Genomic DNA, 22,116 nt, shown 5'->3' on the forward strand with positions numbered 1-22,116 from the left:
AACCAGGTATCACAAAGTAGGGTTAACTCATTGATATTTTATGCATCTACAACAGTCTTTCTCATTACATTGTTAATTTTCTTTGTTTCGACTATATCGGGATATTCGTACGATCAAAGCAATAAGGAACCACATATATTTATCATTACTGCATGTGCATGGTTTTCTTTTGGTATATTGGGAGCATTAATACCCGGACTATTAAATCGGTTGCGCGACAGGTATTTAGCACAAACATAACAAACGCTTTAAGACGGATTCGCAACGCGTGGCATTTTTACAATGAGTTGGTTTTGGTGATTAAGGTGGTGTGCTGAAATATCGTATTGCGTTGCCCACCACTTGAGCGGGCGTTATATGCTTTGAGGAATGAATGCAAATATTAGACTGTGAAATTAAAGTTCTTGAGCTAGCTCATCCCGTGGATCAAAAGAGATTTCGAGGTATAGCATATGAGTTTTGTGTTGATGAAAAATTGCTAGAACCACAGCTATCAATTAATGAAGTTTTGGCAGCAACGCAAGATGAAGCTAAAAAACTCATTGAACTAAAGGTAAAGAAAGTGGCTGAGGAATATGGCTATGTTTATCAACCTATTAGTGACGTTTAAGTTTTGTAAATCTCTCACCATACATATAGCAAACTGTTCAAGAGTGATTCGCATTACATATTACGTATAAATGGTAACCATCCCCACCAAGGAATCCAGCCGAAAAAAAAGCCACCTAACAGGTGGCATCTTCTTTTTTAAAAAATCTTCTTAAACACTGGCGCGATGGCTTTGCCGATCATCTTAAAGTTGCGCCCGTTCTTGTGGTTGATCTCGAATGACTCGTAGGTCGTATTGTCCGAAATCACCTAGTGAATATCCCTTTCCGAATGCCCACTTCAAACGTTCTACGGACACGCATCGTCACTTTTACCCGCTTCCTCGCCCTGCCCTTTTGCTTACTTTTTGTACCAACAGAATTGGGTAATGACAAAACTGTGAACAGCATTAAACGTTTGCGTAATCGCTAACCTTCACCGAACTCGTTTTTGAGGGTTTTATCACAATAACCCTGTTGTTATAGTAATCATAGAAAACAACCGAACCATTCGAGGCATGGAGCATCCTCACTTATCTCACGACGAGAAGATTGGTACCGACACTGACACTGTTCGGCAAACTTAAAGAGGGTCAAAAAATGGACATGAACATGGTTGAAATCATGGGTTACGCAGCATCAATCGGCGTGGCTATCTCACTTACGATGAAAGACATCGTCAAACTTCGCGTTTTGAACTTTATCGGCTGTGCACTATTTGTTGTGTACGGTTTGATGATTAACGCATGGCCAGTGGTCGCGACCAACGCGTTCATTGCGTGCGTTAACGTATATTTCCTGTTCAAAATGCAGCAAGAAAAGAAGGCTGACAAAGCCGAAGGCGTGCAAAACGCCGCTTAAATAAAAATAAAAAAAGACGTGTAAAAAAAGCCCGGGCAATTGCCCGGGCTTTTACTTTTCCCCGATAACCGCTTCCCCCCTACGAAGAAACGGTCATTCACACCATGGTTGTTACATTACTCTTCTTCGTGATGTAACTCAGCCCATGCTTGCGCACATTTCACCGCGCGTTTCCAACCTTTGTAACGACGTTGACGTTTCTCTTCATCGTGGTGAGGTTCAAAACTGCGATCAATTTCGGCTTTATCTTTCAGTTCTTCCAAGTCATCCCAGAAACCAACAGCCAAGCCCGCCAAATAAGCTGCACCCAGTGCTGTGACTTCGGTGACTTTTGGACGATGTACTTCGGTATCCAACACATCAGATTGGAACTGCATCAGGAAGTTGTTGGCAACGGCACCGCCATCCACACGCAGTGCAGACAGGCGAATGCCGGAGTCTGCTTGCATCGCATCTAGGACGTCACGAGTTTGGTAAGCAATACTTTCTAACGTTGCACGGATGATATGGTTTGAGTTCACGCCGCGAGTCAGGCCCACAATGGTGCCACGTGCGTAAGCATCCCAATATGGTGCGCCAAGGCCTGTAAATGCAGGCACCACGTACACACCGTTTGAAGTATCTACTTTGGTGGCGAAGTATTCTGAGTCATGCGCATCAGAGATCAGTTTCAGCTCATCACGCAGCCACTGAATAGAAGCGCCGCCCATGAATACTGCACCTTCCAGTGCGTAAGCCGGTTCGCCTTTCGGACCACAAGCCAGAGTCGTCAGCAGACCATTTTTTGACGTCACTTTTTCCTGACCGGTGTTCATCAGCAGGAAGCAGCCTGTACCGTAGGTATTTTTCGCCTGACCCGCTTTTACACACATTTGGCCGTACAGCGCCGCTTGTTGGTCACCCGCAATCCCTGCGATTGGAATACGCGTACCGCCTTTACCACCGATGTTGGTTTGGCCGTACACTTCTGAAGAGCGTTTCACTTCTGGCATCATCGCCAGCGGAATGCCGAACTCTTTCAGGATCTTCTCATCCCACTGTAGTGAATTGATGTTAAACAGCATGGTACGCGATGCGTTGGTGTAGTCAGTCACGTGTACGCGACCTTGGGTCATTTTCCACACCAGCCATGTATCGACGGTACCAAACAGTAGTTTGCCCGATTCAGCGGCTTCGCGTGCACCTTCAACGTTGTCCAGAATCCACTTGATTTTGGTGCCAGAGAAGTACGGGTCAAGCACCAAGCCGGTGTTTTCGCGAATGTACTCTTCTAGCCCGTCACGCGCTTTCAGCTCTTCACAGATTTCAGCCGTACGGCGACATTGCCAAACAATCGCGTTGTAAATCGGTTTGCCTGTTTCTTTGTCCCAAACGATGGTGGTTTCACGTTGGTTGGTAATACCAATCGCCGCGACTTCATCACTACGGATCCCCGCTTTGCCCAGCGCTTCAACCAGCGTTGAACTTTGCGTCGCGTAGATTTCCATTGGATCATGCTCAACCCAACCCGCTTCTGGGTAGATTTGAGTGAATTCACGCTGAGAAACGCTCACAATATTTGCATCGTGGTCGAGTACAACAGCTCGCGAGCTGGTGGTGCCCTGATCTAATGCAACCACATATTTCTGCTCAGTCATGGTTTATTCCTTATAGTTTCACGTTCTTGCTAACTTCGAATTACTTTCATTTTAGACGTGTGCTTGTTCACTTTCTTCCACGTCATCACACTGGTTCGGGATAGTACAGCCCGTTCCCACGGTTGGAAGATAAACCGCGATAAATTTCGGATATGCCCACGCACCAAAACATGCACCTAAAATTGGCGCTGCAATCGGGACGATGAAATATGGGATGTCTTTGGCGCCGCTCAGTGCATAGTCCCAACCGGCCAGGTAAGCGAACAGCTTCGGACCGAAGTCACGCGCTGGGTTCATTGCAAAACCAGTCAGTGGACCAAGAGAACCGCCGATGATTGCAATCAGAATACCGATCAACAGTGGGTTCAGCGCATTACGGTGTGCACCGTTGTTTTCGTCGCCCAGAGCCAAGATCGCAAACATCAGTACGGCTGTAATGGTAAATTCGACCGCGAACGCACCACCAAACGACAAGGCAGCATTCGGATACGTCGAGAAGATACCCGCAGTGGCCAATGCTTCTTGGCTGCTACGTACAAAATTGTGCGCGATTTCGTAATCGGTAAAAAGGTTGCTGTACAAGCCGTAAACCAATGCTGCCGAGCAGAAGGCACCCAGCACTTGCGCCACAATATAAGGAACCACTTTCGCTTTATCAAAACCATGGAAAGCGGCCAGAGCGATCGTTACCGCGGGGTTAATGTGAGCCCCTGAGACACCAGCTGTACAGTAGATGGCGATGGCAACGCCCATGCCCCACATGATACTGATTTCCCATTGACCAAATTGTGCGCTAGTCAGCACGAGTGCTGCCACACAACCCACACCGAAGAAAATCAGCAGTCCGGTGCCGATAAACTCCGCGATACACTCTCCTAAAAGAGTATGTTGTTTTGTTCGAGTCATAAGTAAGAGTCCTGTTTATAGTTATGTACACAAACTTTGTGTGAGGCAAATCTGACACAGAAGAGCACTCTCGAAAATCGAATAAGGAAATTTATGAGCGTTCGAGCACAAATTTGTTAATGTCAAACTCGTTTTTTGTTAATTGGCGCATCATTTTGATCATTTCATCAGTAGGGTTAGTTTTTATCGCACCATTTTCTAATCAAGAAAACCCTAATAAATTGAGCAATTGCTTATTAAACAAGGCATCATACGTTTTCATTTACCAACAACGTTCTTGACTCCGCTTGCACATCAGACCAGCTCGTTAGCGCATTTATTCTTGTTTTCATCGATTTACATGTAACAAATATGTGCCTAACCCTGTTAAATATCAGCAACATTGTTGGTTAATTTCTCCACACCTACACGAAACAATCACCAAAACTATCAATTTAACGCTCGTTCGCGCTTTTGTGAGCAATATATCGAACGTAAATGATAAAAAAAGACATACTAGTTGTAAGTTTATTAAAGTTGCATAAGGTAAAGGTCATGACGGCTTATCAACGAATGGAAACCGACGTTGTCATCATTGGCGGCGGCGCGACTGGCACAGGCATCATGCGAGACTGCGCATTGCGAGGCATCGCGTGCATTCTGTTAGAGAAAGATGACATCGCCTCCGGCACCACGGGTCGTAACCACGGCTTGCTGCATTCAGGCGCACGCTATGCCGTCACTGATGCAGAATCGGCCAAAGAATGCATTCAGGAAAACCAAACGCTCAAACGCATCGCTCGCCATTGTGTGGAAGCGACCGATGGCCTATTCATTACCCTGCCTGAAGACGAACTCAGCTTTCAAGACACCTTTATTCAGGCTTGCGGCAATGCCGGTATCGAAGCGACCCGTTTAACGCCGAAAGAAGCACTCGCGCTTGAACCGAACGTGAACCCGGCGCTAATCGGCGCTGTAAAAGTACCTGACGGCACGCTGGATCCGTTCCGTTTATGTGCCTCGAACGTCCTTGATGCCAAAGAGCACGGCGCGCGCATGTTCAACCGCACCATCGTCACCAGTTTGATTCGCCAAGGCGATACCATACTCGGTGTACGCTGTTTGCAATTGGGCACCAACCAACAGTTTGAAATCTTTGCCAAAGAAGTGATCAACGCCGCGGGCATTTGGGGACAACATATCTGCGAATATGCCGACCTCAACATCAAGATGTTCCCTGCCAAAGGCTCGCTGTTGATCCTCGATTACCGCATCAATAACTTGGTGATCAACCGTTGCCGTAAACCTTCTGATGCCGACATTCTGGTGCCCGGCGACACCATTTCACTTATCGGCACCACGTCCGAACACATTGATTACGACCAGATCGATAACTTGCACGTGACCGAACGTGACGTGGATGTGCTGCTGGCAGAAGGCGCGAAACTTGCGCCGATCATGGCCAATACGCGCGTGCTGCGTGCCTACGCGGGGGTACGTCCTTTGGTATCGGTAGATGACGATGGCAGTGGCCGGAATATCAGCCGCGGCATCGTTTTGCTCGATCACCAAGAGCGCGACGGCCTCAAAGGCCTCACCACCATTACCGGCGGCAAACTGATGACCTACCGCTTAATGGCGGAATGGGCGACCGACTTAGTGGCGAAGAAACTGGGCAACACGCAAGCGTGCGAAACCCACACGCGCCCACTGCCGGGGTCAAACGAAACGCCAAAAGCCATCAAGAAAACCGCCAGCATCGCCAAGCCGGTGTATGAATCCGCCATTTATCGCCATGGTGAACGCGCCACGCAATTCTTGTCTGACGATGCCAAGAGCCAAGCGATTATTTGTGAATGTGAAATGGTCACCGCGGGCGAAATTGAATACGCGATTAAACAGCTCGACGTCAACAACTTGGTCGATCTGCGCCGCCGCACTCGCTTAGGCATGGGCCCTTGTCAGGGCGAACTGTGCAGCTACCGTGCGGCCAGCCTGTTTTCCGAATATGGTCAGGTCGACGGCTGTCAATCGAGCGAATTGTTGGTCGATTTTCTGGAAGAGCGTTGGAAAGGCATCAAACCCATTTTCTGGGGTGATGCGCTGCGCGAAGCGGAATTCAGCTATTGGATTTACGAAGGATTACTCGGTGCCAGCGACCTGCCCCAGCCCGATCAATCAGAACACCCTCAAGCAGAACAACAAAAACAGGAGGCGGAATTATGATGCATTATGATGTGGCCGTGATCGGCGGCGGCATTGCGGGTTATACCGCTGCAATTCGCAGCCTGCAAGCTGGCAAAAAAACCGTGCTCATCAATCAAGGCCAAAGCGCATTGCATTTCTCTTCCGGCTCCATTGATGTGCTGGCGAAATTGCCAGATGGCAGCGCGGTCACCCACCCGTTTGATGCCCTCGACGCATTGCAGCAACAAGCGCCGTCCCATCCGTACAACACGGTGGGTCGCAGCACGCTGCAAAAAGGGCTGGAATGGTTTCGTCAAACGCTCGCCTCTGCGAACGTACCGCTATCACATCAAGATGATTTGGCCAATCACGGACGCATCACGCCGCTTGGCACGCTCAAAGCGACTTGGCTGTCGCAGCCATTTGTTTACCAACACCGCCAAGAAGTTTCGTTTGAGCGTATTGTGGTGGTTTCAATCGATGGCTATCGCGATTTTCAGCCACAAATGCTGAAAGATAACCTTCACCAGCATCCCGATTTTCAAGGTGTGCCGATTCACACGGTCACCCTGTCGATTCCGGGGTTTGACGGATACCGCCGCAACCCAAATGAGCTGCGCTCAATCGACATCGCACGCTTGCTGAAACACGATGCCGCGTGGACTGCGCTATGCGATGGTTTGATGCGTGCAGCCAATCGCAACGACTTGGTGATCATGCCCGCGATCATGGGCAACGGCGATGGCCTGACGCTGCTCACGAAGCTACGCGACACCACGCAACTGCAATTTCACGAAGTGCCGACCATGCCGCCATCGCTGCTGGGTATTCGCATTGAAGAGGCACTCAGTCGCACCTTCCTGCTGCTGGGTGGCATTCATCTCAAAGGCGACAAAGTGGTCAACGGCACGTTTGACGGCGAGCGTCTGGTCAGCCTGCAAACGCAAAACCTGCGCGACATGGCCATCAGCGCTGACAACTACATCATGGCAACCGGCAGCTATTTCAGCCAAGGGTTGCATGCCGAGCAACACGCCATCCAAGAACCGATCTTTGGCTTGCAAGTGACGCATAAACCAGCGCGCGTTGATTGGCGCAATCCGGCCTTCTTTGCCGACCGTTCGCACCCCTTTATGGCATTCGGCGTCGAAACCAATGCGCAATTGAACCCCCAGCGCAGCGGCGTCACCATTAAAAACTTGTACTGCTGCGGCTCCATGTTGTCGGGTTACGATCCCGTGTTTGAAGGGTGTGGTGGCGGCGTCGCGATTGGCACCGCCTACCACGCCATCATGCAATGCCTAGAACCTCAATTGTCAGCGTCTCACCCTAACCCATTCGATCAGGAGGTGCTCGCATGAACGCGCCATTTTCAAAAGCTGCTCCTCTGAATACCAGCTTTGACCAATGTATTAAATGCACCGTCTGCACGGTGTACTGCCCCGTGGCAAAAGCCAACCCAGATTACCCAGGCCCGAAACAGTGCGGGCCGGATGGCGAGCGCCTGCGCATTAAAAACCCGGAATATTACGACGAAGCGCTTAAATACTGCACCAACTGCAAACGCTGCGAAACCGCGTGTCCTTCTGGGGTGAAAATCGGCGACATCATCGCCGTCGCGCGGGGTAAACATGGCAAGAAACCGCTCAATCCGAAACTGATGCGTGACTACGTGCTGAGCCACACCGACCTGTTCGGCTCACTGGCCACGCCATTTGCACCAGTGGTGAACTTCGCCACATCGATGCCATTGGTGAAAAAAATCATGCACAAAACCATCGGCGTGCATGACCACAAAGCGTTGCCGAAATACTCGCACGGCACGTTCCGTCGCTGGTTTAAACAAAATTGCACCAGCCAGCCGCTGTATCAGCGCCAAGTCACTTACTTCCATGGCTGCTACGTCAACTACAACCACCCACAATTGGGCAAAGATCTGGTGAAGGTGTTGAATGCGATGAATATTGGCGTGCGCTTGCTGAACAACGAGAAATGCTGCGGCGTGCCTTTGATTGCCAACGGTTTTCATGACAAAGCGCGTAAAAACGCATTGCTGAACGTGAAGAACATGGAAACTGCGGTCAATGAATATCACACCAAAGTGATTTCAACCTCCTCAACTTGCTCGTTCACGCTGCAACAGGAATACCCGCATGTGCTCGGCGTCGACAACAGCCAAGTGTCCAACGACATTGAATACGTCACGCGCTTCCTGCTGAAAGAGTTTATGAATGGCAATGCGCCGAAAATGAAACCGGTCAACCTCAAAGTGGTTTATCACACGCCTTGTCACTTGGAACGCAGTGGCAACGTGATGTTTACCATTGAGTTGCTGCGCATGATTCCGGGCCTAGAACTGATTGTCCTCGATAGCGAATGCTGCGGTTTAGCGGGCACCTATGGCTTTAAAGAAGAGAACTATGACGTGTCGATGAAAATCGGCTCGCACCTGTTTGACTCGATCAAAGCCTCCGATGCAGATTTTGCGATCACCGACTGCGAAACCTGTAAATGGCAAATCGAAGAGAACACCGCGCTGGAAACCATTCACCCCGTCAGCTTGCTAGCGCAAGCACTGGCTTAGTCTTCCAACCCCAAAAAAGCGTCTTCAAAAAAAGTCGTTTCAACGCTCAACGTACAAAAAAGCGGGCATTGCCCGCTTTTCTTTTGTCACTTTCGCTTTTCTTCTGCCACTTTCGTTTTTCGTTTGCTGCTGTATATCGCACCACAGCATGGCGAAGGCTGTCGACCTAACGAATGGTTACGTCAGATAAGCGATACCAGCCCGATGCCTGCAACCCTTCATTGGCCAGATTCACTTCTGCCTCAGCATGGCGATCGACCAAGGCCAACTCAAGGTAGTAATGGCCGGTGGGGATCGTTTCAGGCAAAGTGAAACTGCTGGAGGTCGCGTGTTCACCCGGCAGCCAACGCATGACATCTGCGGTTGAGACGTTGAAAAACGCGGTTTCTTCGTCCTCATTCACCAATCGATACGCCAGATAATGGTGCTGATACGGTGGCGCATTCCCTTCGTTCACAAGCAAGGCCTGAACCGTCATGGTCGCGCCCGGAGTCAATTCAGCAGGGTGCACCAGTGTGTCCACACGCAGACGATAGCCAATTTGAGCCAACGCATCGTCCAACAAGTCACGATACTGAGTCGGCACCACGTGCGATTTCAGGTTCAATGTCGAAGCGTGCTGCGCAATCGCCCAATCCAAGCTCGCTTTCACTTGCTCACGGGTGTAATTGTACTTGCTCCACCATTCCGACATATTGCCGCACGTTTCCAAGGAAATTGGCGCGGTTTGCCATGCCTGATTGAACTTGGCATAGGTTTGCTGAGCCATGGCAAGACGATAAGGATAGTCGTCAACCATATGGCTCCATGTGTCGGAGAAGTTATGCCAGTCGCCCCAGCAGTCTGCGCGCCAACCTGCGCCCTTCTCAACCGCGTAAGCCAAGCTGTTTTCGCCGCTGATTAACATCACTTTAGGCGTGTTGGGAAACGCCGCAAAATGCATGTCGATCAACTTGTTCAAATCATTGTCACTGTAGCGCTGATGCAACGGCTCCAGCTCAGTAAAGTTACTGTTGTGCCATTCCCCCCAAGAGCCAACCATGCCGATATCGATGTGACTCAAGTTGGTGTTGCCGTCGTAACGCTGACCAAACGCATTGAGCAGTTTTTCCACATAATGCAGATACAAGCTGTCATCGAGATCCGGCACGAAGGTTTTGCCATCGGACGTCCAGTTCCCGCGAATGCCTTTTTTAATCAGCCAATCCGGAATTTTGCTGCCGCTTTCAGGGCCATCTGCCGTCATAAAACGCAGCGCCACCATTTGTGATGGCAACGCGGCACGGTTTTGCGCTAACAAACGGTCAACCATACCAAAGGCGTACTCGCCCTCTTCCGGCTCCAAATCGGTCCAGTAAAAACGAAAGTAATCCACGCCAGACTCGGGATAAAGCTCCAGCGGTAGTGGCACTTCCCAGTTGTTATGAAACGTTTCAACCCCGATGCCCGGGTTGGTGATCGGCCCCGACAATGCCGCCGGATGCACGGTGATTTTCTGCTCATCACGCGATACCGACGCAGTCGATGACGACGACGCATTCTTGCTCTCCGCCTGACACGCTGAAAGCGGTAACATCATCAGCAAAACCAAACCCGCTTGACTGGCCAAATTCAGCCGACACGCTGCTGTTCGTTGTTTCATTGCATTAACCCTTTAAACCAATCCCAAATCCCGAGTGAGTAGTTGGGAAAAATATCAATGCCCATGGCGGATTTGATCAAATACAGCGCAAGGAATGACAAACCTAACAGCGCGAGCAGCCCGACAATCATCAAGGATGTCACGACAAAATTCGCCCATTTGGATTCCGACGGGCGCAGTTGATGACGGCGATCGCGCCCCATCAACAACACCAGGTAATACCGTTTACCAAACCAAGGTAAACTCTTGCGTACATCAACGCCGTGACGATGTACCAAGCCCACGCTTTTGATCGCGTGTTCAATCGCTTGTTTCTGTGTATCGGTGAGCTCTGCTGCCACTTGTTCATCAAGCGCATGATAGAACTGCGTCACCGTTTTGTTCTCTTTTACGGGTGTTGACACTTATTGCCCCACAACTTTTTGATACACCTGCATGGTTTGCTGCGCGATTTTTTCCCAGTCGTATTTGGCTAGGTACTCGGCGTAGTCCACACGGGCTTCTTCACTTAATGCACTGAGTTTTTCACCTAATGCAGCCACATTGCCAACCGGGAAATAACAGGTTGGATCCAAGGCCACTTCCGTGTTCGCCGGAATGTCACTCACCAGCGCAGGCAGCGAGAAGGACATGGCTTCAAGCAATGCAATCGGTAACCCCTCGTGATAAGACGGCATCACAAACAGTCGCGCTTGCGAAAATACCGCTTTGAGTGCGTCCCCTTTGAGAAAACCGGTCATGATCACGCCCGGCGTGCTGCGCGCTTTCTCTTTCAGCGCAGCGCTGTAAGGGGTTTCATGGTCAGTATCGCCCACCAGCACCAAAGGCATGCTGAGTCCGGATTCACGATAGGCATCAATCAAATCATGAAAGCCTTTTTCCTCGACGAAGCGGCCCACGGCCACCAAGTAGTTTTGCGCCGTCAACTGATACTCACCCAACGTGGCGTTGATACTTTCGGCGCTGAGTGCCTCGGGCGCAAGCACACCGTTGTAGATCAAGTTGGCGTCGAAACGCTGATATTTTTGCTGCAAAATGCGATTAATGACTTCAGAAATCACAATCACTTCATTGGCCCATTTTGCGGCAAATTTTTCGCCAAGCATCAAAATTTTCTTGGCAAATCCGCCCCATTTCTGACGGTCATAATCTGGGCCGTGATGGGTAAACACCACTTTTTTGCCCAACAAACGCAGCAGCGGCACGACTAAACCCGGGCCGATGGCGTGTACATGCACCACATCCGAACCATCAAACAGAGTCGAAAACGCAGCCAAGGTCGAGTGCACAATCGCTTCCAGCGACTTTTTCTTCGGCGCCCAAATGGCTTTGGTTTGCACGCCCAAATAACTGGAGCGTTTGTATGGCACATACGGCGAACGCGCGATCACACAAACTTCCACCCCAAACTGTTTCACCAATTCAGGATAAAGATGCTGACAATGGGTTTCGACGCCCCCCAACACATCGGGAATGCCCCGCGTGCCCAATACAGTAATTTTCATGTTAAGCGGCCTCACCAACGAGTTGCTGATACAAATCTAATAAACGTTGTTCATGGGTGGTCAGTGAGTATTTATTCAGTAGTCGCTGACGTGCGTGACGCCCCATATCAACCGCGGCGTCTTTCTGGATGGCAAACTGATCCATCACCTCGGCCAACGACGCCGGGTTACCCGCTTCAAACAAACGGCCTTCCACGCCATCTCTCACCTGCTCCGGGATCCCGCCGATGTTGGCGCCGATCACGGGTTTGCCATACGCCATTGCTTCTAATACGGACATGGAGCAGTTTTCATAACACTCTGAGGGCACAATCACCGCACTGGCTTTTTTGATCAAGCTGTGCAGCGCGTCGCCACTTTGAAATCCGAGAAAATCGATGTCGCTGTGCGCAGCCTTCAATGGTTCATACAACGGCCCGTCACCCACCACTTTCAGTGGCATGCGCTTTTGCGATTGCTGATAAGCCTTCGCTAAGGTCGCCACGCCTTTTTCTTGGCTCAGACGGCCCAGATACAAGAAATAACCCTCATCGCTGCAGCCGGTGGTGTCGACGTGTTCATCAATCCCATTGACAATCACATCGATACGATTGTTCGGTAACTTTTGGCGAATGATGTTGGCCAGAAACTCACTGGGCGACACAATGACATCCAGCGCTTGGTAGTTCCCAGCCATTGATTGATATACCGCCTCCAGCGACAACAGTGCGCTCTTAAACAGTGATCCTTGCTGACAGCGGTAACGGCACGCATTCCACACCGAACCATGCAGACACGCTTCACACGTGTGACCATCGCGATACATGGTGTAACTCGGACACGCGATTTTGGTGTCATGCGCAGTCAACACGGTTTTGCAGCCTAAAGACTTCGCCACTTTGATGATCGACGGTGTCAGTTGGTGGTAAATGTTGTGAAAATGCACCACATCCGGGCGTTCTTGTTCAATCAGCACGCGAATTTTTTCACACGCTTCGCGATTGTGAATGAAATCCAACGCGGTACGTAGGCTGCCCATCAAGCCGTGACCATCGTAGTAATCAACGTTGGAGACAAAGAAATCTTTGTACGCAGAGTCGAGGTTTTTCTCATGTTGCATAGAAAAATCGACGATGATAGCGCCAGATTTCATCAGCATCTCACGCTCTTGGAAAAAGACGGTTTCAGCGCCCCCTTTCAAAAAGAAGAACTTATTGACCAACAAAATTTTCATTGCTCTTCTCCTCGAATCACACGATTTTCCGGTGCGACCGCGGGATCTTTGAGCGACACGCCCAAGCCCCGCATAAACCCAATCGAAAACATGGTGAGGTTAATGACACTCATGGCCGCATCTTTCAGTGAGCGGTTTTTAACGGTTTTCAGCGCAAAGAAGGCGACCAGTGGCAGCAACGCAATGCCAAACCACATCCACGGCAAGCACAGCAACGCAAACAGCACACCCAGCAAATACACGGCGAAAATCACTTCGTTCTTCACTTCTTTCACCGCATGCATGAAATGCGGTTGCCCCCATGACGATTTAAGCAGCTCACCCGACGCGCACAGGTAACGGCTGCGCCAGCGGTGTCGCAACAACGCAAAGGTCGACATCACGTGCGAGGTGTGGTGGAAATAAGGCACGTCCAAACGGCGCAATTTAAAACCGGCATGAATCAGGCGCATGCCGAGTTCCGCCTCTTCGTAAGCGTGCAAATTGCGGTTGGTGAGGTAGCCGATTTCGTCAATCGCCGATTTACGATACAGGCCACCGCCCGCCAAGTGATCATCATCCCCCAGCGGGTAGATCAGGTGCAGACGCTGCTTACGCGATTTGAATTCGTAACTCACTGCTTCATCCATTTCGACTTCGCCTGCAACCCCAGCATAATCTGGATGGGTGTGCAGAAATTCGATGCCTTTTTCGATGAACCCCGGCGCCAATTGCATGTCACCATCCAACAGCAACAAGAATTCACCCTGTGCATGCAAATAGCCGAGCTGGTGCCCAACGCCACAACAGCGTTCTTCCCCATTCACTAAAGTCACCACCGTCGCACCCAGTTCCAGCGCAATGTGTTGGGTGTTGTCACTCGACAAACTGTCGGCGACGATAATTTCATGCGGGTACGCATGCAGATTTTCACGAATACTGTTGATGGTCTTCGCGATCCCTTTGGCTTCGTTGTAAGTCTTGATAATGACGGAGACGGTAGGAATTTCACTCATAAGAACGCTCTCCCAGTGTGAGTACAGACTTGCGGATCACTAAAGCTGCACCTAGAGAAAAGAAAAACATAAATTGCATCATCGGAACCAACATTAAGATCTGGCTATAAGGAATACTCATTAATCCTGCAAGACCAAACGCAATGTACGCCGGTTGGTAGGCCACAAGTTGGATATCGGCCAAATCCATGTTGGCCCCATGCAGCATCGGTTTCGGAATACACACCCAAACCACCATACCAACCACCAACAGAAACAAACATGTGCCAATTAAACCGATTTCCCACAACAACATGCTCATGGAGGTAGAATCTAAAAGCACATTAAACACATTGTTGAGGAAACCTGGCGCGACCGAACTACCATGGTTTGTGGCATTCAGCCCATAGCCGAACAATAGACTCGGCAGACCATATAAATCACTGTTTTTCAGCCAGAAAAATACGGTGGTCATGCGGCCTAACTCACCATTTTCCATGATGAAGTTCGGGTCAAAAATATATTCCATCGATTCAATGAACAGCTCAAACGCGCCTTTGCTCGGGTCAGCACCAAACGCCGATGAATACGACGAGGCAAGCGCAAAGACCGCCAACACCAGCAAGGCCACCGAACCACCGATCATGATTAAGATGATTTTGGCGTTATACCGTTTCATGCCATGCATGTAGCTCGGTACAAACCAAACAAATGCCAGCAAGATAGGCGCAATGAGAATGACGAATTTCACCTCGCCCAAAATGCACATGATGAATGCGGAAATCACGTGAAACGCGGTGCTGGTTTTACTCGCCACCCCGTGGCGGTATTCCGACACCTTCAACAGCATGATAAGCAAACAAAACAGACCGAGCGCGGCGGTATTCCCCCCGCCCATCGGATCGCCGCCAAAAGTGCCCACCACCGAGTCCCACATTTCGAACTCGCCTTTGATGGCAACACGTTTGGGCACCACCACCATGAGCTGGTAGAGCATCACCGGAAACTGGGCATAGAAAATCCAGTACATTGTGCGAGTCAGGCGGTGGATCTGCGACTCGCGGCAAAAGCCCATCAACAAACAAAACATCACCAGTGCAATCGCCAGTTCATTTTTCAAACCAACAATCGTGACCACCACGCCGTTTTGCAGCACGGTGGAGACCGTGGCCATTGCAAAGAAAGCGACAAACACCACAGCAATGATCCGCTCGCGATGATCAAGCACAAACGGCGTGTAGCGCGTTTGCAACATCATCAGCAATAACATGGCGCAGGCCAGCACAAACGGCAGCCACAACACCGCGCTGATCCCTGTGAAATATTGCACCATGCCGCAGAGCACCAGTGTGACCCACAGGTAAATCTGCATGTAGAAACCGTTATTAAGCATCCGAGCCGTCCATTGACTCACGCATCTCGCGCGCACGTTGATTGACTTTCAGATAGATGAAGCCGTAACGCACGGCCGAAAGCACCGCAAACGCCAAAACCGACATGCCATAATCTGGGTGGAAATATGGCAACACCACAAACGCCAGCACAACGGCCGCTAATTGCTCAATTTGGATGCGCAAAAAGTAGCGCGGCGAGCCAAACACCAGTTCAATCACAGTTAGCGGACACACGGCCAACGCCGGAAACAGATAGGGCAACATGTAGCGCGATGTCGGAACCGATTCGACCCATTCATGGCTCACCCAATGCTGCGCGTAGGCAAATTCCATCACCAAAGGATAAAAGAGGAATACGCCCGCAGTGGCGACCAAACCCAGGACAAACAGCAGCTTGCGAACCTTAATGAATTCCGGATAGTTGAAACGCTGATGACGAAAATCAATCGACCATTTGGAGAAAATCGAATTGCGCACGGCGTTGCCGACGATCACCACTGGCGACAAACAGAACCGGCTCACCACGGCAAAATAACCCGCAGTGACTGACGAGAACCAAAAGTTAATCAGCACCATCGGCAAGTTGTTATTGGCCATCGCCAGCACTTCAGCACTGCCCACTTTCGAGATGTGATGATGATTGGCGCGATAGAAGTGACTCAACTGTGTCCAAGAAAAATGACTCGCGCGCACTTGTTTGAGCGGTGTGGAATAACCCAACCACACAATGATCAAACCAAACGCCAGCGATGCCCACGCCCAGTAAAACCAGATCGCCACATCAGACAGCGCAATCATCGAGATCACAACGATCGACATCGAAATCCGTTGCAGCGCCAGCAGCGCCATTTTTTCATCGCGCATCAGCAAGTTTTCAGAAATCAGCACCCACGCGTGAACCACAGTTAACAGATAAAACAAGCCAAACGGCTTATCAAACAGCACCACCACGACCGCGGTAAACGGCAGAGCGAGAATCAGGCTCTGCAATAAGCAAAACACGATATTCTGCACCAGCAGGTCATCGTGCTGCTTAGGCAGGAGCAATTGGGAGGCGAAGGTACACACCTGCGCCCCAATCAATACGATGCTGTAGGTCAGTGCGTAGATCCCAACCTCACCCATGCCGTAGCGATGAGAGATGAGCCACAACGATGCCGCGCCAATCACTTGCGACAGCACCGAAGACCCGGCGATGGTTGAGATGCTTCTAAGCAGACTCATAGGTTTACTCCGCCGTTGCGAACGTCGTGAAACTTCCCTGAGTGATAAATCGCTTGCTCTCCTCGCCTTGCAGGTTTTCTGCATTCACTTGGTTGAGCACTGCGCCGACCACATCAATGTTGTCGCTGTGTAGCTTACGCAAATCATGGACAATCGCAGGTGCCTGACGTTGCTCTGCGCGCACCACCACCAACACCGTATCCACCGCTTGCGCCGCCAATTGGCTATCTTTGCTATCGCTCAATGCGGGCAGGTTGACGATCACACAATCGTATTGCCCTTTGAGTTGGTTCATCAAGGCGCTGTAACGCTCGTGAGCAAACAGCACCAACGGTGATGCGGTCCACTCGCCGCGTGGCAAGAAATCGCATTGCGGACTCAAGGGTTGAATCAGCGTCTCAAGGTCATGCTGATTGTTCACCCACTGCGCCACACCATGGGGTTCGGGTTGCGGGTTCGCGACCACGCTAAACGACAAGGCGCCGGTGCCACGATAATCTAGATCCACCAGCAGCGTCCGCTCATTTTGGCTCCACGCTTTTGCCAGCAGTTGCGCCAGCATTGACGCCCCTTCTTGCACCGTACTCGATGCAACCCCAATCACACGCGCTTGCGGCGCAGCCAGTCGAATGGCAGTTTTCAGCCCCAGAATCGTTTCCATCGCATACGGATTGGACTCAATCAGATTGACCAAATGTTCGCGCGGCTCTTCGCCATCAAAGCGCGGAATATCGGCCAGCGGTTGCAGCCCCAGTTTCGGCTGCACTTGGCTGAGCATATAGATCTTGCGATCCAGCCCGGCGCGAATGATCAAATACAGAATGCACAGCGCAGGCGTTAGAATGGCGACCATCGCCAACAACAACGCTTTGTTTGGTTTTTGAGGACGTTCTGCCGCTGCAGCGGGGTCATAAAGCACCGCATCCGCTTCGCGGTATTGCGAGGTTAAGCTTTGCTCTTTGCTGCGCAGGAACAGTTGACGATACAAGTCTTCCGTTTTGTCCAAATCGGTTTTCAAACTTTCATACTGGTCACGTTTGGCAACTAAGGTTTTGAAATCATCTTTTTGTACTTTAGCCAGCGCTTTGTAGCGGTTTTCTTTCGCTAAATCGGTTTGGTACTGTTTCAACAAACCTTCTTTTAATTCTTGTAGCAGCAAGCGAGTTTGATCTTCAATCGCTTGAATTTGCGCTTTGGCTTCCAGCACTTTGTTGTGTTTTGGACCGTAGCGCAGCCCCAAGTCAGCCAGGTGACGTTTGGCTTGGATCAGCGCGATGCGCAGATCTTGCATCTGTGGATGGCCCGAAACTTCCGGCATCGACGCAATATCTTCAATCGGCGCATCCATGTTACGCGCCACGATTTCATATTGTGCTTGAGACGCTAAACGACGCTCTTTGGCATCGGCGAGCTTGTTGGTCACAATGCCCAGTTCTTCGGTTTCATACCCGTCAATACCGCGAAACGTCAGCAGCCCATTCTTATCAAGAAAACGCTCCATCTCTTTTTTCTTCGCTGTCACTTGCTGGCGCAGATCTTTCATCTGCTCTTGGTTCCAGCGCAGCGCATTTTCAGTTTTCTCTACTTTTTGATCGACGGTGTAGTCGATAAACGCTTTCGACACGCCGTTCGCAATGCGCGCGGCTTCTTGCGGCTCTTTGGATTCAAATGAGACGTACACCAGTTGCGTTTGACGCACCACCGTAAACGTGATGTCTTCACGCAGCACTTTCAGTGCTTTCTCCATACGCTCTGATTCAGACAGCGTCCACTCTGGATGAGACTCATCCAATGGCTTATCCCCGTTGTAACGGGCATCTTCATCCATTTTGAGCATTTTGATGGCGCGTTCGAGCACCACGCGGGATTGCATCAGGTTGTATTGCGTTTCGTAATAGGCACTGCGCGTTGAATCGTAACCGTCGACTTGCTCAATCGGCGTCGCGTTGTCTTCCTGTGCTTTAATCAGCACTGTCGCGGTCGAAATGTATTTCGAACTCATCGACATCACCAACGGCACGCATGCGCCCGTCACAAGCACAGTCGCCAGAATGACTTTCCATCCATGTTTTTTTAGCGATTTAACCAGCGGCGCGAAATCAATGCTGCTTTCCATTTTCTTGCCGCTTTCTACCATTCCTACTGACATATTAGAAAAAACTCTGTTCGACGATGATGGTGTCACCGGGTTGAATAAGGTGCGTTAACTCGACTTTTTTTATTAGTTCATGGTTTGAAGCAACGCGGATATTGATGTCTTTGCGATCGGCCCGATCGGTGAAGCCGCCCGCTAACGCGATGGCTTGTTCAACCGTTAAATTCGGCTGGTATTCGTACCCGTTCGGTTGTTCAACCTCGCCTGAGACGTAAATTTTTCGAAACTCGGCCAAGTTCACGGTCACCATTGGGTTGAGCAAATAATCGCCCCGTAAACGGTTTTCGATGTCCGCTTCCACTTCTGACGGCGTTTTGCCAGTCAGCGTGATTTCACCGATGTACGGGAAGTTGACCACGCCCGCTTTCGATATTTTCAGCTTCATCGACATGTCCGGTTCACCGTGAACAATAATGTCGATCATATCGCCCGTCCCGAGATGGTAATCCTGCAGCTCACGTGCTGGGGCATCATCCACAGATTGTGCTGAGGGTGACGGCGTCTCTTGAGCCGACACAGGCGATACCACCAGCCACATCAAACTCAACCATGCAATAACTAATGCTCGCATCTAAATCTGTACCTTTAATTGCAACTGAATCAGAGATTGTTCATACCCCAAGTGTCGTAGCACCTGAGTGTTTCCGTTATTAATAAAGAATGCGTCCGTCTCTTTATTGGAACGCATATCGCTCCATTGATAATTCATTTCAAGACGTATCGAGGGTCGGAAATCGTATCCAATCGTCACTTTCGCAACTTGGTTTTTATCAAAACGGTCTTTGTTAGGAATACGATAATCATCGGTTTGATAACCGTAATCTAACGTGGTGGAAAAGCGATCAACCCACCAATAATGCGTCCATGCGATGCCATATTTGTTATCCAAAACATAGCCGCCTTCCTGCTCGGGATCTTTCACTTTTTGCCAGGTGTAGAGTGTAAACTCAGAATGCTTGACTGGCTTCCAGTTTGCTTCGATATCCCAGTTAAAACCTTTAAAATCCTCGGCATTCTCATCATTGGGAAACTCCTTGTAGAGCAAGGCAACGTTCCCCTCGATGGTGGTCTTGCCGGTACGCTCACTTTTTAACCCAAACAGCAAATAGTATTCATTACTGCGCTTGTTGCTGGCGTGCTCGTAGTGGCGTCGGTTGGTAATAAAACTGTAGCGAAAACGGCTTTTGCTGCTGTATTGGTCAAACAAATCAACCACTAAACTGTCTTCCCGCCACTCCTGCTCCAGCAAGTAGTCGTAAAACGCTGGCGATGCCTGTTCGATGTCGTCAGTGTCGCGAAAATGGAGCTGCTTGCGTTGCAGTAACACTTCCAATTTACCGCGACCTTCTGGCGCGCCGTAACTGTAACGAACGCTGGTATCAAGCAGCGAATTTTTCAATCCTTGTTCGTCAAAGCCATATTCAGTGAATTGACTGTCGGTAAAGCCTTCCGACATGTCCTGACCACGCTTTTCTTGGCCTAACGTTTGCGAGATGTTGAGCGTGAATCCGTGCATACGCCCAAAACGCCACGCGTTGTCCATCATGAAAAAATGGCGATCGTAATCGTCCGCCGCAGAGTCGTCATAGCGACGAAACTCGCCGCTGTACATCAGGGTGTATTTGTCTTCGCCCCGTTCCCCCACCGCTTGCAAGGTTGGGGTGACGGTCCAGAAATCCGAAGCCACGGCCGGTGCAGCGTTTTGTTGGTAGGTCACGTTGTCGTCGTGACCATAATCCACACCCACTTGGCTTTGGAAATCAATGCCCGCCGGCCCAATATGGGACTTGGGGGTTAACTCTGCGTGCGCGGCCGGAACCAACGCCGCAATGCATAACGCACTAGTAAGCCGTCTCACTCACAAAGCCTTTAAATACGGTCAAAAAGATAATTTTGATGTCGAGCCACAGGCTCCAGTTTTGCATGTATTGAATGTCGTAACGCACACGTTTTTCCATTTTGTCGACCGTTTCCGTTTCACCACGGTAACCGTTGATTTGCGCCCAACCAGTAATGCCCGGTTTGATTTTGTGGCGAATCATATAGTTATCAACAATCTTACGGTACTGCTCATTGTGTGCGACCGCGTGTGGACGCGGACCAACGATGGACATTGAGCCCTGCAGCACGTTGAGGAATTGAGGCAATTCATCGAGCGATGTCCGGCGAATGAAAGCACCAAACTTGGTCACGCGTGGATCGTTTTTGGTCGCTTGGGTCACCACCGCATCGTTTTCCATCACTTTCATCGAGCGGAATTTCCACACTTTGATTTTCTTACCGCCCAAACCGTAACGGTCTTGCTTAAACAGCACTGGGCCTGGTGAGCTCAGTTTCACGCCAACCGCCACCGCAATGAGAACGGGAGAAATCAGCAATGCAATCATCGAACCAATCACAATGTCTTCGATACGTTTGATCACTTTACCCATGCCATCAAATGGCGAGCTGAAAATACTGAAGGTTTGTACGCCGCCAATGCGTTTCAACTGCGACACATTCAGATTGTAGGTGTAAAGGTCTGGCACCAGATAGGTATCCACTGTGCTGTCTGACAATTCATCCAGATAGTGACGAATGCGATCGCGTGCCACCATCGGCAGCGCAATGAACACTTCGTCGATCCCGCCCTCTTTGGCCAGTTCAATCAGTGGCGCGACTTTGCCTTTCATCGGCGAGCGAATCGGATACGTAAAGCGGTTTTCGTTGCGATCATCGTAGAAGGTGATTTCGAGATCTTGCGGGCGATGCGCACGCATCAAGGCACGTTCAATGGTCAAACCGCCGGGGGTCAAGCCAATCACTGCCACGCGGCGCTTTTTATTCATCGATTTACGCACCAAACGCACGATTGAGATGGTGACCATGCGCACAGCAGCCAAACACACCAATAGCAGCACGTACCATTGATAAAAAATGGTGTTGTTCAAGTTGGTGATGGTGTAACCATCCAGATTGCGGAAAGTGTATTTCACCACCTGCATCGCCAAGGCGGCAACAATCAACGTACACACTAAACGAACGAATGAGCGACGAACTCGGCTCAGCACACTGTGTGCATACAGGCTGATGTATTCGCCGGCAAGAAGAAAGATAACAGAGAACAGGAAAGCAGCCGTCGCATCGATGGCGGTTTCTTTTGCACCAATCAAACGAATGATAAAGGTCAGAGAAATATTAATGATCAGAAAATCGACGATTTTGAGTAAAGTCGCATAGCCATCGTCTGCCAATTGCAACGCTTTTCTTGATTTCATGGATGAATCGC

General features: G+C 50.2%; 18 protein-coding genes. 5 read left to right on the top strand and 13 right to left on the bottom strand.

The window, feature by feature from the left end:
- The first annotated feature begins 373 nt into the window (after positions 1-373).
- Positions 374-610 (top strand): hypothetical protein, encoded by a 237-nt coding sequence (locus tag ACS18Q_RS19250; protein WP_238819918.1) that lies wholly within the window; start codon positions 374-376, stop codon positions 608-610.
- A gap of 577 nt (positions 611-1,187) precedes the next feature.
- Positions 1,188-1,448, top strand: a complete 261-nt coding sequence (locus ACS18Q_RS19255) for a YgjV family protein (protein WP_004726851.1) — start codon at positions 1,188-1,190, stop codon at positions 1,446-1,448.
- A 116-nt stretch (positions 1,449-1,564) separates the two neighbouring features.
- On the opposite strand, the gene glpK is transcribed toward ACS18Q_RS19255, so the two are convergent.
- Positions 1,565-3,085 (bottom strand): glycerol kinase GlpK, encoded by a 1,521-nt coding sequence (gene glpK / locus ACS18Q_RS19260; protein ID WP_143680017.1) that lies wholly within the window; start codon positions 3,083-3,085, stop codon positions 1,565-1,567.
- Between the two features lie 51 nt (positions 3,086-3,136).
- Positions 3,137-3,991 (bottom strand): MIP/aquaporin family protein, encoded by an 855-nt coding sequence (locus ACS18Q_RS19265; RefSeq protein WP_004726853.1) that lies wholly within the window; start codon positions 3,989-3,991, stop codon positions 3,137-3,139.
- Between the two features lie 534 nt (positions 3,992-4,525).
- On the opposite strand from ACS18Q_RS19265, the gene glpA reads away from it, so the two are divergent.
- From glpA to glpC, 3 genes are read left to right on the top strand one after another with little or no spacing between them, the layout of a single operon-like run.
- A complete protein-coding gene (glpA, locus tag ACS18Q_RS19270) occupies positions 4,526-6,196 on the top strand; it encodes an anaerobic glycerol-3-phosphate dehydrogenase subunit A (protein WP_441257693.1) in 1,671 nt (556 codons plus the stop codon).
- The gene (gene glpB, locus ACS18Q_RS19275; RefSeq protein ID WP_394625120.1) at positions 6,193-7,518 is read left to right on the top strand and encodes a glycerol-3-phosphate dehydrogenase subunit GlpB; all 1,326 of its coding nucleotides are present in this window, start codon (positions 6,193-6,195) and stop codon (positions 7,516-7,518) included. The genes glpA and glpB overlap by 4 nt, the downstream gene beginning before the upstream one ends.
- A complete protein-coding gene (gene glpC, locus ACS18Q_RS19280) occupies positions 7,515-8,741 on the top strand; it encodes an anaerobic glycerol-3-phosphate dehydrogenase subunit GlpC (protein WP_004726856.1) in 1,227 nt (408 codons plus the stop codon). Before glpB ends, glpC begins: the two co-directional genes overlap by 4 nt.
- Positions 8,742-8,907: 166 nt before the next feature.
- Here glpC and ACS18Q_RS19285 read toward each other — a convergent pair whose 3' ends face one another.
- Genes ACS18Q_RS19285 through ACS18Q_RS19335 form a run of 11 tightly spaced genes read right to left on the bottom strand, consistent with a single transcriptional unit; the run spans position 8,908 to position 22,105 of the window.
- Entirely contained in the window at positions 8,908-10,383 is a 1,476-nt protein-coding gene (locus ACS18Q_RS19285) for a DUF4832 domain-containing protein (RefSeq protein WP_143680014.1), read from the bottom strand.
- Positions 10,380-10,787, bottom strand: coding sequence for a hypothetical protein (locus ACS18Q_RS19290; RefSeq protein ID WP_014257462.1), 408 nt, complete (start codon positions 10,785-10,787; stop codon positions 10,380-10,382). The genes ACS18Q_RS19285 and ACS18Q_RS19290 overlap by 4 nt, the downstream gene beginning before the upstream one ends.
- Positions 10,788-11,888: a glycosyltransferase family 4 protein gene (locus ACS18Q_RS19295; RefSeq protein ID WP_014257463.1), complete on the bottom strand. Its 1,101-nt coding sequence runs from the start codon at positions 11,886-11,888 to the stop codon at positions 10,788-10,790.
- Between the two features lies 1 nt (position 11,889).
- Positions 11,890-13,101, bottom strand: coding sequence for a glycosyltransferase family 4 protein (locus ACS18Q_RS19300; protein WP_143680013.1), 1,212 nt, complete (start codon positions 13,099-13,101; stop codon positions 11,890-11,892).
- A complete protein-coding gene (locus ACS18Q_RS19305) occupies positions 13,098-14,096 on the bottom strand; it encodes a glycosyltransferase (protein WP_014257464.1) in 999 nt (332 codons plus the stop codon). Before ACS18Q_RS19305 ends, ACS18Q_RS19300 begins: the two co-directional genes overlap by 4 nt.
- Positions 14,089-15,468 (bottom strand): capsular biosynthesis protein, encoded by a 1,380-nt coding sequence (locus tag ACS18Q_RS19310; RefSeq protein ID WP_206980666.1) that lies wholly within the window; start codon positions 15,466-15,468, stop codon positions 14,089-14,091. The genes ACS18Q_RS19305 and ACS18Q_RS19310 overlap by 8 nt, the downstream gene beginning before the upstream one ends.
- A complete protein-coding gene (locus ACS18Q_RS19315) occupies positions 15,461-16,693 on the bottom strand; it encodes a lipopolysaccharide biosynthesis protein (RefSeq protein ID WP_154179794.1) in 1,233 nt (410 codons plus the stop codon). Before ACS18Q_RS19315 ends, ACS18Q_RS19310 begins: the two co-directional genes overlap by 8 nt.
- Positions 16,694-16,697: 4 nt before the next feature.
- Positions 16,698-18,842 (bottom strand): GumC family protein, encoded by a 2,145-nt coding sequence (locus ACS18Q_RS19320; protein WP_441257694.1) that lies wholly within the window; start codon positions 18,840-18,842, stop codon positions 16,698-16,700.
- Position 18,843: 1 nt separating this feature from the next.
- Positions 18,844-19,419: a polysaccharide biosynthesis/export family protein gene (locus ACS18Q_RS19325; RefSeq protein WP_143680008.1), complete on the bottom strand. Its 576-nt coding sequence runs from the start codon at positions 19,417-19,419 to the stop codon at positions 18,844-18,846.
- On the bottom strand, positions 19,420-20,706 hold the full coding sequence (locus ACS18Q_RS19330) for an outer membrane beta-barrel protein (protein ID WP_286281891.1): 1,287 nt from the start codon (positions 20,704-20,706) through the stop codon (positions 19,420-19,422).
- Positions 20,690-22,105: an undecaprenyl-phosphate glucose phosphotransferase gene (locus tag ACS18Q_RS19335; protein WP_441257695.1), complete on the bottom strand. Its 1,416-nt coding sequence runs from the start codon at positions 22,103-22,105 to the stop codon at positions 20,690-20,692. The genes ACS18Q_RS19330 and ACS18Q_RS19335 overlap by 17 nt, the downstream gene beginning before the upstream one ends.
- Positions 22,106-22,116: the final 11 nt, after the last annotated feature.

It is taken from the genome of Vibrio sp. Vf1514 (assembly GCF_052076135.1).
Lineage (GTDB): Bacteria > Pseudomonadota > Gammaproteobacteria > Enterobacterales > Vibrionaceae > Vibrio > Vibrio furnissii.

Excerpts from the sequence above, each read along its gene's own strand:
- ACS18Q_RS19250 (WP_238819918.1), top strand. The coding sequence starts at position 374 with ATGCAAATATTAGACTGTGAAATTAAAGTTCTTGAGCTAGCTCATCCC.
- ACS18Q_RS19255 (WP_004726851.1), top strand. The coding sequence starts at position 1,188 with ATGGACATGAACATGGTTGAAATCATGGGTTACGCAGCATCAATCGGC.
- glpK (WP_143680017.1), bottom strand. The coding sequence starts at position 3,085 with ATGACTGAGCAGAAATATGTGGTTGCATTAGATCAGGGCACCACCAGC.
- ACS18Q_RS19265 (WP_004726853.1), bottom strand. The coding sequence starts at position 3,991 with ATGACTCGAACAAAACAACATACTCTTTTAGGAGAGTGTATCGCGGAG.
- glpA (WP_441257693.1), top strand. The coding sequence starts at position 4,526 with ATGACGGCTTATCAACGAATGGAAACCGACGTTGTCATCATTGGCGGC.
- glpB (WP_394625120.1), top strand. The coding sequence starts at position 6,193 with ATGATGCATTATGATGTGGCCGTGATCGGCGGCGGCATTGCGGGTTAT.
- glpC (WP_004726856.1), top strand. The coding sequence starts at position 7,515 with ATGAACGCGCCATTTTCAAAAGCTGCTCCTCTGAATACCAGCTTTGAC.
- ACS18Q_RS19285 (WP_143680014.1), bottom strand. The coding sequence starts at position 10,383 with ATGAAACAACGAACAGCAGCGTGTCGGCTGAATTTGGCCAGTCAAGCG.
- ACS18Q_RS19295 (WP_014257463.1), bottom strand. The coding sequence starts at position 11,888 with ATGAAAATTACTGTATTGGGCACGCGGGGCATTCCCGATGTGTTGGGG.
- ACS18Q_RS19300 (WP_143680013.1), bottom strand. The coding sequence starts at position 13,101 with ATGAAAATTTTGTTGGTCAATAAGTTCTTCTTTTTGAAAGGGGGCGCT.
- ACS18Q_RS19305 (WP_014257464.1), bottom strand. The coding sequence starts at position 14,096 with ATGAGTGAAATTCCTACCGTCTCCGTCATTATCAAGACTTACAACGAA.
- ACS18Q_RS19310 (WP_206980666.1), bottom strand. The coding sequence starts at position 15,468 with ATGCTTAATAACGGTTTCTACATGCAGATTTACCTGTGGGTCACACTG.
- ACS18Q_RS19315 (WP_154179794.1), bottom strand. The coding sequence starts at position 16,693 with ATGAGTCTGCTTAGAAGCATCTCAACCATCGCCGGGTCTTCGGTGCTG.
- ACS18Q_RS19320 (WP_441257694.1), bottom strand. The coding sequence starts at position 18,842 with ATGTCAGTAGGAATGGTAGAAAGCGGCAAGAAAATGGAAAGCAGCATT.
- ACS18Q_RS19325 (WP_143680008.1), bottom strand. The coding sequence starts at position 19,419 with ATGCGAGCATTAGTTATTGCATGGTTGAGTTTGATGTGGCTGGTGGTA.
- ACS18Q_RS19335 (WP_441257695.1), bottom strand. The coding sequence starts at position 22,105 with ATGAAATCAAGAAAAGCGTTGCAATTGGCAGACGATGGCTATGCGACT.